Here is an 8,293-nt window from a genome sequence, read left to right on the forward strand (position 1 = left end):
AAATTGTTTCGCGGCGGGTGGAGGGGGATATCCACCGCTCCAACTGGGGGCAGGTCGCCCGGCGGTCGCGCCAGGTGGCCCGCGCCATAGAAGCTTCCGGGGTCGGGTTTGGCGAACGCATGGCCACGCTGGCCTGGAACGGTTACCGCCATCTGGAACTGTATTTCGGCGTGAGCGGTACCGGGCGCGTCCTGCACACGCTCAACCCGCGCCTGCACCCCGAACAACTGGCCTGGATCGTCAACCACGCCGAAGACCAGGCCGTGTGTTTTGACATGAGCTTTCTGCCGCTGGTGCAGGCGGTGGCGGCCAAGTGTTCCACTGTGAAACACTGGATCGCCTTGTGCGACGCCGACAAACTGCCCGCCGACAGCGGCCTGCCGGGTTTGCAGAGTTACGAAGCCTGGATCGGTGCGCAGCCCAGCGACTACGACTGGCCCGAGTTCGACGAAAATTCGGCCTCCAGCATGTGCTACACCAGTGGCACCACGGGCAACCCCAAGGCCGCCCTGTATTCGCACCGCTCGACCATTCTGCACGCCTTCAGCGCCGCCTTGCCCGACTCGCTGTGTCTGAGTGCCCGCGACAGCATCTTGCCGGTGGTGCCCATGTTCCACGTCAACGCCTGGGGTTTGCCGTATTCGGCGGCGGCCACCGGTTGTGCGCTCGTCTTTCCTGGCCCGGCGATGGACGGCAAGTCGATCTACGAGCTGCTGGAGGCCGAGAAAGTGACCATGGCCGCAGGTGTGCCCACCGTGTGGCAGATGCTGCTCGGCCACATGCAGGCCAACGACTTGAAGTTCAGCACCCTCAAGAGCACGGTGATCGGCGGCTCGGCCTGCCCGCCGGCCATGATCGAAGCCTTCAACCACGACTACGGGGTGGAGGTCTTGCACGCCTGGGGCATGACGGAAATGTCGCCGCTGGGCACGGTGTGCACGCTGAAAAATGCGCAGCTCGCACTCTCGCCCGCAGAGCAGACCCAGGTGCGCCTGAAGCAAGGACGCGCGGTGTACGGCGTGGACATGAAAATCGTCGATGCCGACGGCCAGGAGCTGCCATGGGATGGCAAGAGCTACGGCGATTTGCTGGTACGTGGGCCCTGGATCATCACCAGCTATTTCAAAGGCGAGGGCGGTGACCCGCTGGTGCTGGATGCCGCGGGCAAAGGCTGGTTCCCCACTGGCGATGTGGCCACCATCGACGCCGATGGCTTCATGCAGATCACCGACCGCAGCAAGGACGTGATCAAGTCGGGCGGCGAATGGATCAGCTCCATCGACGTGGAAAACATCGCCATGGCGCACCCGGCGGTGGCCATGGCGGCCTGCGTCGGCATGAAGCACCCCAAATGGGACGAGCGGCCGATTGTGGTGGTGGTGAAAAAACCGGGCAAGGAGCTGACACGCGAGGAACTGCTGGCCCACTACGAAGGCAAGATCGCCAAATGGCAGATTCCCGACGACGTGGTGTTTGTCGAGGCGATTCCCCTGGGCGCCACCGGAAAAATGCAAAAAATGACCTTGCGCCAGCAGCTCAAAGACTACGTATTGCCCGGGCTTTGAGAGCGGTCCGGGCACCTCTTGTCGCCTGCGCGATAGGTAACCCGGGCAATCCCCTACGGGGTATGGCGCCCGATGCCTTTACGCTGCATGGGTTCGATTCGTCAACAAGGAGACATTGGAATGAAACTGATCGTGAAGTTGATTGCCGCCGCATCCATGGTGGTTGCCGCCGGTGCTTCGTTTGCCCAGAAGGGCGAGACCGTCAAGATGGTGCGCATCGACCCGTTGACGGGTCTGTTGGGGCCGGTGGGAGTGAGTCAGATCAAGGGCTACCAATTCTTCGCTGAAAAATTCAGCGGCAAAGGCAACCCCGCTGGCGTGAATTTCGAGGTCACACCCATCGACAACAAGCTCAGCCCGACCGAAAGCCTGAACGCCTTGAAGGCCGCCATCGACCAGGGCGCACGCTACATCATCCAGGGCAACGGTTCTTCGGTGGCCTTGGCGCTGTCCGATGCGGTGCAAAAGCACAACGACCGCAACCCCGGCAAAGAGGTCATCTACCTCAACGACTCGGCTGTGGATCCGGATCTGACCAACGACAAGTGCAGCTATTGGCACTTCCGTTTCGACGCCGACACCTCGATGAAGATCGAGGCCATGTCCAGCTACATCGCCACGCAGCCCGACATCAAGAAGGTCTACTTCCTGAACCAGAACTACTCACACGGCCACCAGGTCGTGAAGTTCGGCAAGGCAGCGCTTGCACGCAAGCGCCCGGACATCCAGATCGTCGGTGAAGACCTGCACCCCCTGGCCCAGACGCGTGACTTCGCGCCCTACATCGCCAAGATCAAAGCCTCTGGCGCCGACACGGTGATCACCGGCAACTGGGGGTCCGACCTGTCGCTGCTGATCAAGGCCGCGAACGAAAACGGCTACACCGGCAAGTTCTTCACCTACTACGCAGGTGTCACCGGCACGCCCACGGCGCTGGGCACCAACGGCGAAGGCCGTGTCTACCAGATCGCCTACAACCACTACAACATGGGTGGGCAGATGGACAAGTGGATGCAGGAGTTCAACGCCAAGTACAACGACGACTTCTACACCGGCTCCACGATCCGCATCTTCGAAATGCTGGGTGCGGCCATGGCCAAGGCCAAGTCCACCGATCCGGTCAAAGTGGCCGCTGCGCTGGAAGGCCTGACGGTCAAGAGCTTCAACGGCGAAGTCCAGATGCGCAAGGTGGACCACCAGTTGCAGCAGCCGCTGTACATGTCGGTGTGGCAGAAGGCCAGCGCCAAGTACCCCTACAGCCCTGAGAAGACCGGCATGACCATGGTGCCTGTGGCGGAGTACCCGAACTATGTGTCGAGCACGCCGACCAGCTGCCAGATGAAGCGCCCTGGATAAGGGGCAACCCCGCCGCGCTTTGCGCGACCCCATCTAAGGGGCGACAACAGCGGTCCGGCAGAGCCGGCTCCGCGTTGTCTCTGGGTTGGGTGGCTTCTGGCGCTGCGGGTCGTGCGTTGATCGAGAGACGCATGCATGTCCAAGAGCCCGAGCGGGTTACCGTATCGGGCTCTTTTATTTTTCAACGATGGGGAAGGTGACGGAATGGAGTTTTTCATCATCTCGATGCTGAACGGGCTGAGCTACGGGCTCTTGCTGTTCATGCTGAGTTCCGGGCTCACGCTGATTTTCAGCATGATGGGCGTGCTGAATTTTGCGCACGCCAGCTTCTACATGTTGGGTGCCTACGTGGGCTACACCATTGCCCAAATGGTCGGCTTCTGGCCCGCTCTTTTCCTGGCGCCCATCGTCGTCGGCTTGCTTGGCGCTGCGTTCGAGCGCCAGTGCTTGCGCAAGGTTCACAAGTACGGTCACGTGCCAGAACTGTTGGTGACCTTTGGTCTGTCGTATGTCATCGTCGAGCTGGTGCAGTTGGTGTGGGGCCGCATTGCGGTGGAGTTCCACCCGGCCGAACAGCTGCAGGGGCCGGTCTTCACGCTCATCAACAACTCCGTCGATGGGCTGAGCATGCGCTGGGGGGCTGCGGCGCCCGAGTTGTGCAGTGCGGCGGACGCGGCGGTTCGCGTGGTGTGCTCGCCGTTTCCCGCAACCCGTGGCTTCATGATGCTCGTGGCCTTGGTGATGCTGGTATCGGTGTGGTTGCTGCTGACGCGCACGCGTATCGGTCTGGTGATCCAGGCCGCGCTGACCCACCCCGATGCGGTGGAATCACTGGGGCACAACGTGCCGCGTGTCTTCATGCTGGTGTTTGGCGCGGGCTGCGCGCTCGCTGGCTTGGCCGGTGTGATTGGTGGCAGCACTTTTCTCACGGAACCGGCCATGGCCGCCACCGTCGGTTCGGTCATTTTTGTGGTGGTGGTGGTGGGCGGCATGGGCTCGTTGTCCGGCGCCTTTGTCGCGTCGCTGCTGATCGGCATCATCCAGACCTTCGCTGTGGCCTTCGAGTATTCGCTGCTGACACTGGCGCAGCAGCTTGGTTTGCCCTTGTCGGACGCGGTGGCCAACAACTCCTACGTCAAGCTCACGCTGTCGCAGGTGGCGCCGATCCTGCCGTACCTCTTTCTGGTCCTGATCCTGATCTTCCGGCCACGCGGGCTGCTCGGCAAGCGTGAGAGTTGAACCATGACCACCAAGTACTACACATTCAAACCGCTCAACGTGGGCCGCTGGCTCACCTGGGGTCTGTTCGCATTGCTGCTCGTTGTCGCACCCATGGTGTTCACCAGCGGCTTGGCCCGCACGGTGTTGTCCCAGATGGGTATCGCCATCATTGCCTGCCTGTCTTACAACATGCTGCTCGGTCAGGGCGGCATGCTGAGCTTCGGGCATGCGGTGTACACCGGTCTGGGCTCGTTTCTGGCGATACACGCGCTCAACAGTGTCGGGGACGGCTCCTTGCCCATTCCGGTGTCGCTCGTCCCCTTGGCGGGCGGGCTGGCAGGCGTGTGCTTTGCGGTGCTGTTTGGCTACGTCACCACACGCAAGTCGGGGACCACGTTTGCCATGATCACCCTGGGTCTGGGCGAGCTGGTGTTTGCGCTGTCGCTGATGATTCCGGAGTTCTTCGGAGGCGAGGGTGGCGTGTCGGGCAACCGCATGGTGGGCAAAGCGGTCATGGGCGTCACCTTCGGGCCCCAGGTGCAGGTGTACTACCTCATTGCCGCTTACACCTTCGTCGCGGTGGCGGCCATGTACGCGTTCACCCGCACGCCACTGGGGCGCATGCTGAACGCGGTGCGTGACAACCCCGAACGCGTGGAGTTCGTGGGCTACGACACGCAAAAGGTGCGCTACTTTGCCTTCATCATTGCGGGCTTTTTTGCCGGTATCTCGGGTGGCCTGGGTGCGCTGAACTTCGAAATTGTCACCGCCGAGGTGGTGGGCGCAGCGCGCTCCGGTGCCTACCTGTTGTTCACCTTTCTGGGTGGTGCCACGTTCTTCTTCGGACCGATCATCGGTGGCGTGCTCATGGTGCTGGCCTTCGTGCTGCTCTCCGAGTTCACAAAGGCCTGGCTGCTGTACCTGGGCCTGATCTTCTTGTTCATGGTGATCTACGCACCCGGTGGCATTGCCAGTTTGATCATGATGAACCTGCGTGTGGCCGCCTTTGGACGGCTGCGCGAACTCTGGGTGAGCTACCTGGCGTTGGCGGGCACGGCGATGGTGATGCTGTTGGGTGCGGGGGCGATGATCGAGATGGTCTACCACCTGCAGCTCAACACCACGCTGGGGTCTGAACTGCGCTTTCTGGGAATTCCACTCGACGTGGCGAGGCTGGACAGCTGGTTTGGCGCAAGCCTGGTCATGCTGACGGGACTCGGTCTCTTCGAGCTCACGCGCCGGGCTTTTCTGCGCGAATGGGGTGAGATCCAGGAGTACATCGAAAAGGAAATCAAGCGGAGGGAGTTGCAGTGATGCCGGCACCATCAACATACGCGCTGGAACTGAAAGACCTGCGCAAGAGTTTCGGCAAGACCGAGATCATCCGTGGCGTGAACCTGGCGGTGAAAGCAGGGGAGCGGGTGGCCATCATTGGCCCCAATGGCGCGGGCAAGTCCACCTTGTTCAATCTGATTTCGGGGCGGTTTGAACCAACGGGCGGCGAAGTGCTGCTCAATGGCCAACGCATCGACGGCAAAAAGCCGTTCGAGATCAACCGTGCTGGCCTCTCCCGCAGCTTCCAGATCACCAACATCTTCCCCAAGCTCAGCGTGTTTGAGAACCTGCGCTGCGGCGTGTTGTGGAGCCTCGGTTATGGCTACACGTTCTTGAAGTTTCTCGCCGACCTGGACGATGCCAACGACCGTGCCAAACAGCTGATGGAGATGATCAAGCTGGACCGCCGGCGCGACGTGCTCGCCATGAACCTGACCTACGCCGAGCAGCGTGCGCTGGAAATCGGCATCACCATCGCGGGCGGCGCCAACGTGATCCTGCTCGACGAGCCCACAGCGGGCATGAGCAGAAGCGAAACCAGCCGCTTCATCGAGCTGATCCGCGAGGTCACGGTGGGCAAAACATTGCTGACGGTGGAGCACGACATGGGCGTGGTATTCGGCCTGGCCGACAAGATCGCGGTGGTGGTGTATGGCGAGGTGATCGCCTTTGACGAACCCGAGGCGGTGCGCTCCAATCCCGCGGTTCAAGAGGCCTACCTGGGCACCGGGCACGACGAAGCGTCGGCCAGCGGCCACTGAGGAGAAGAACTCACATGCTCGATATTCAGAATCTGCACGCCTATTACGGCAAAAGCCATGTGCTGCATGGCGTCTCGTTCCAGGTCGGCAAGGGCGAGATCGTGGCGCTGCTCGGGCGCAACGGCTCGGGCCGCTCCACCACGGCCAAGGCCATCATGGGCCTGGTGGAGGCCAAAGGCAGTGTCACCTGGCACGGCAAAGACATACTCGGCCTCAAGCCGTTCCAGATCGCCCACCTCGGACTCGGTTACGTGCCGGAAAGCCGCGATATTTTCCCCAAGCTCACGGTGCACCAGAACCTGCTGCTGGGGCAAAAGAGTTCCAAGGAGGAAGGGCGCTGGAATTTCGATGACATGTACACCATGTTTCCGCGCCTGAAGGAGCGGCAACACACGGAGGCGGGCGTGCTCTCGGGCGGTGAGCAGCAAATGCTCACGCTGTGCCGCACCCTCATGGGCGACCCCGACCTGATCATCATCGACGAACCCACCGAAGGTCTGGCGCCCAAAATCGTGGAGCTGGTGGGGCAATACCTGCACAAACTCAAGGTGCGCGGCATTTCCGTGCTGCTGATCGAGCAAAAGCTCACCATCGCCATGAGCATTTCGGACCGGGCGCTGGTCATGGGCCACGGCAGCATTGTGTTCAGCGGCACCCCCGACAGCTTGCGCGCCGACCCCTACACCCGCAAGGAGTGGCTGGAGGTCTGAGCGGAGCCGTGGTTCATGCAGTCCTTGACGCCAGACATGGCGTCAAGGCGACCACGGGTGCATGATGTGCGCTGGGGTCGCAGGGTCGGGGCTGGCCCGGCGCCGATCGGCTGCCCGCTGCGCAGGCGGTGAGACAAGCGGGAGACACCCGGGCCTTGTCAGGCGCGCTAAATTTCCTAGAATCGAACGATCGTTCTTTTCTAATTTCCATCACATCTCAAGGAGCATCCATGACCGCTGAATACCAGGTTCACGGTGACGTGGCCGTCATCACGATGAACAACCCGCCGGTGAACGGCCTGGGTTTTTCGACCCGCCAAGGCATCACCAACGGTCTGGAACAAGCTGAAAAGGACCCCGCTGTCAAAGCCATCGTGATCACCGGCGCTGGCCGTGCGTTCTCGGGCGGCGCCGACATCCGCGAATTCGGCACCCCCAAGGCGCTGCAAGAGCCCAACCTGCTCAGCGTCATTCTGGCGGTGGAAAACACCAGCAAGCCGGTGGTGGCCGCCATGCACAGCGTGGCCATGGGCGGAGGTCTGGAGCTGGCGCTGGGTTGTCATTACCGCATCGCCGCACCCGGTTGCAGCGTGGCCCTGCCCGAAGTGAAGCTGGGTCTGATTCCCGGCGCCGGTGGCACACAACGCCTGCCACGCGTGCTGGGCGTGGAAGCCGCGCTCAACATGATCGTTTCGGGCGAGCCGGTCAAAAGCGAACTGCTGGCCAGCGTGCCGGGTCAGAAGCTGTTCGACAAGCTGGCCCAATCGCCCGAATCGCTGGCCGAAGAAGCGATGGCCTTCGCCAAAGAAGTGGCGGCCAAGCACGCCGATGGCTCCGCTCTGCCGCTGGTGCGCAACCTGCCGTGCAAACACCCCAAGGGCGACGCCTACTTCCAGTTCGCGCGCAACATGGTCAAGGGCATGGCCAAGAATTTTCCGGCGCCCGCCAAGTGCGTGGATGCCGTGGAAGCCGCGACCAAGCAGAAGTTTGACGTCGGCATGGTGACCGAGCGCGACATCTTCATCAACCTGATGTGGACGCCGGAGTGCCGCGCGCTGCGCCATCTGTTCACCGCAGAACGTGCCGCGTCCAAGATCCCGGACGTACCTGCCGATACGCCGCAACGCGAGATCAAGTCCATCGCCGTCATCGGCGCGGGCACCATGGGTGGCGGCATTGCCATGAACTTCCTCAACGCCGGTATCCCGGTGAAGATGTTGGAGATGAAGCAAGAAGCGCTGGACCGTGGCATCGCCACCATCCGCAAGAATTACGAAGCCCAGGTGAAAAAGGGCAAGCTCAAAGCCGACAAGTACGAGCAGCGCATGGCGATGTTGACCACCAC

The 8,293-nt window shown here is 61.9% G+C and carries 7 protein-coding genes; all 7 read left to right on the top strand.

Translation table 11 applies throughout. From position 1 onward, the window contains the following. Positions 1–1,565 (top strand): 3-(methylthio)propionyl-CoA ligase (locus ABYB95_RS12145; RefSeq protein ID WP_372658811.1); only part of this gene is annotated, 1,565 nt, incomplete at its 5' end. 120 nt (positions 1,566–1,685) lie between these two features. Then, positions 1,686–2,921, top strand: a complete 1,236-nt coding sequence (locus ABYB95_RS12150; RefSeq protein WP_372658812.1) for a branched-chain amino acid ABC transporter substrate-binding protein — start codon at positions 1,686–1,688, stop codon at positions 2,919–2,921. A 204-nt stretch (positions 2,922–3,125) separates the two neighbouring features. Further along, positions 3,126–4,160 (top strand): branched-chain amino acid ABC transporter permease, encoded by a 1,035-nt coding sequence (locus tag ABYB95_RS12155; RefSeq protein WP_372658813.1) that lies wholly within the window; start codon positions 3,126–3,128, stop codon positions 4,158–4,160. 3 nt (positions 4,161–4,163) lie between these two features. Continuing rightward, positions 4,164–5,456: a branched-chain amino acid ABC transporter permease gene (locus ABYB95_RS12160; protein WP_372658814.1), complete on the top strand. Its 1,293-nt coding sequence runs from the start codon at positions 4,164–4,166 to the stop codon at positions 5,454–5,456. Next, entirely contained in the window at positions 5,456–6,238 is a 783-nt protein-coding gene (locus ABYB95_RS12165; RefSeq protein WP_372658815.1) for an ABC transporter ATP-binding protein, read from the top strand. The genes ABYB95_RS12160 and ABYB95_RS12165 overlap by 1 nt, the downstream gene beginning before the upstream one ends. Before the next feature lie 14 nt (positions 6,239–6,252). Further along, positions 6,253–6,948, top strand: a complete 696-nt coding sequence (locus ABYB95_RS12170; RefSeq protein ID WP_372658816.1) for an ABC transporter ATP-binding protein — start codon at positions 6,253–6,255, stop codon at positions 6,946–6,948. Positions 6,949–7,178: 230 nt separating this feature from the next. After that, positions 7,179–8,293: enoyl-CoA hydratase-related protein (locus ABYB95_RS12175; protein WP_372658817.1), on the top strand; the 1,115-nt coding region annotated here is incomplete at its 3' end.

Source organism: Hydrogenophaga sp. (genome assembly GCF_041633695.1).
Taxonomy (GTDB): domain Bacteria; phylum Pseudomonadota; class Gammaproteobacteria; order Burkholderiales; family Burkholderiaceae_C; genus Hydrogenophaga.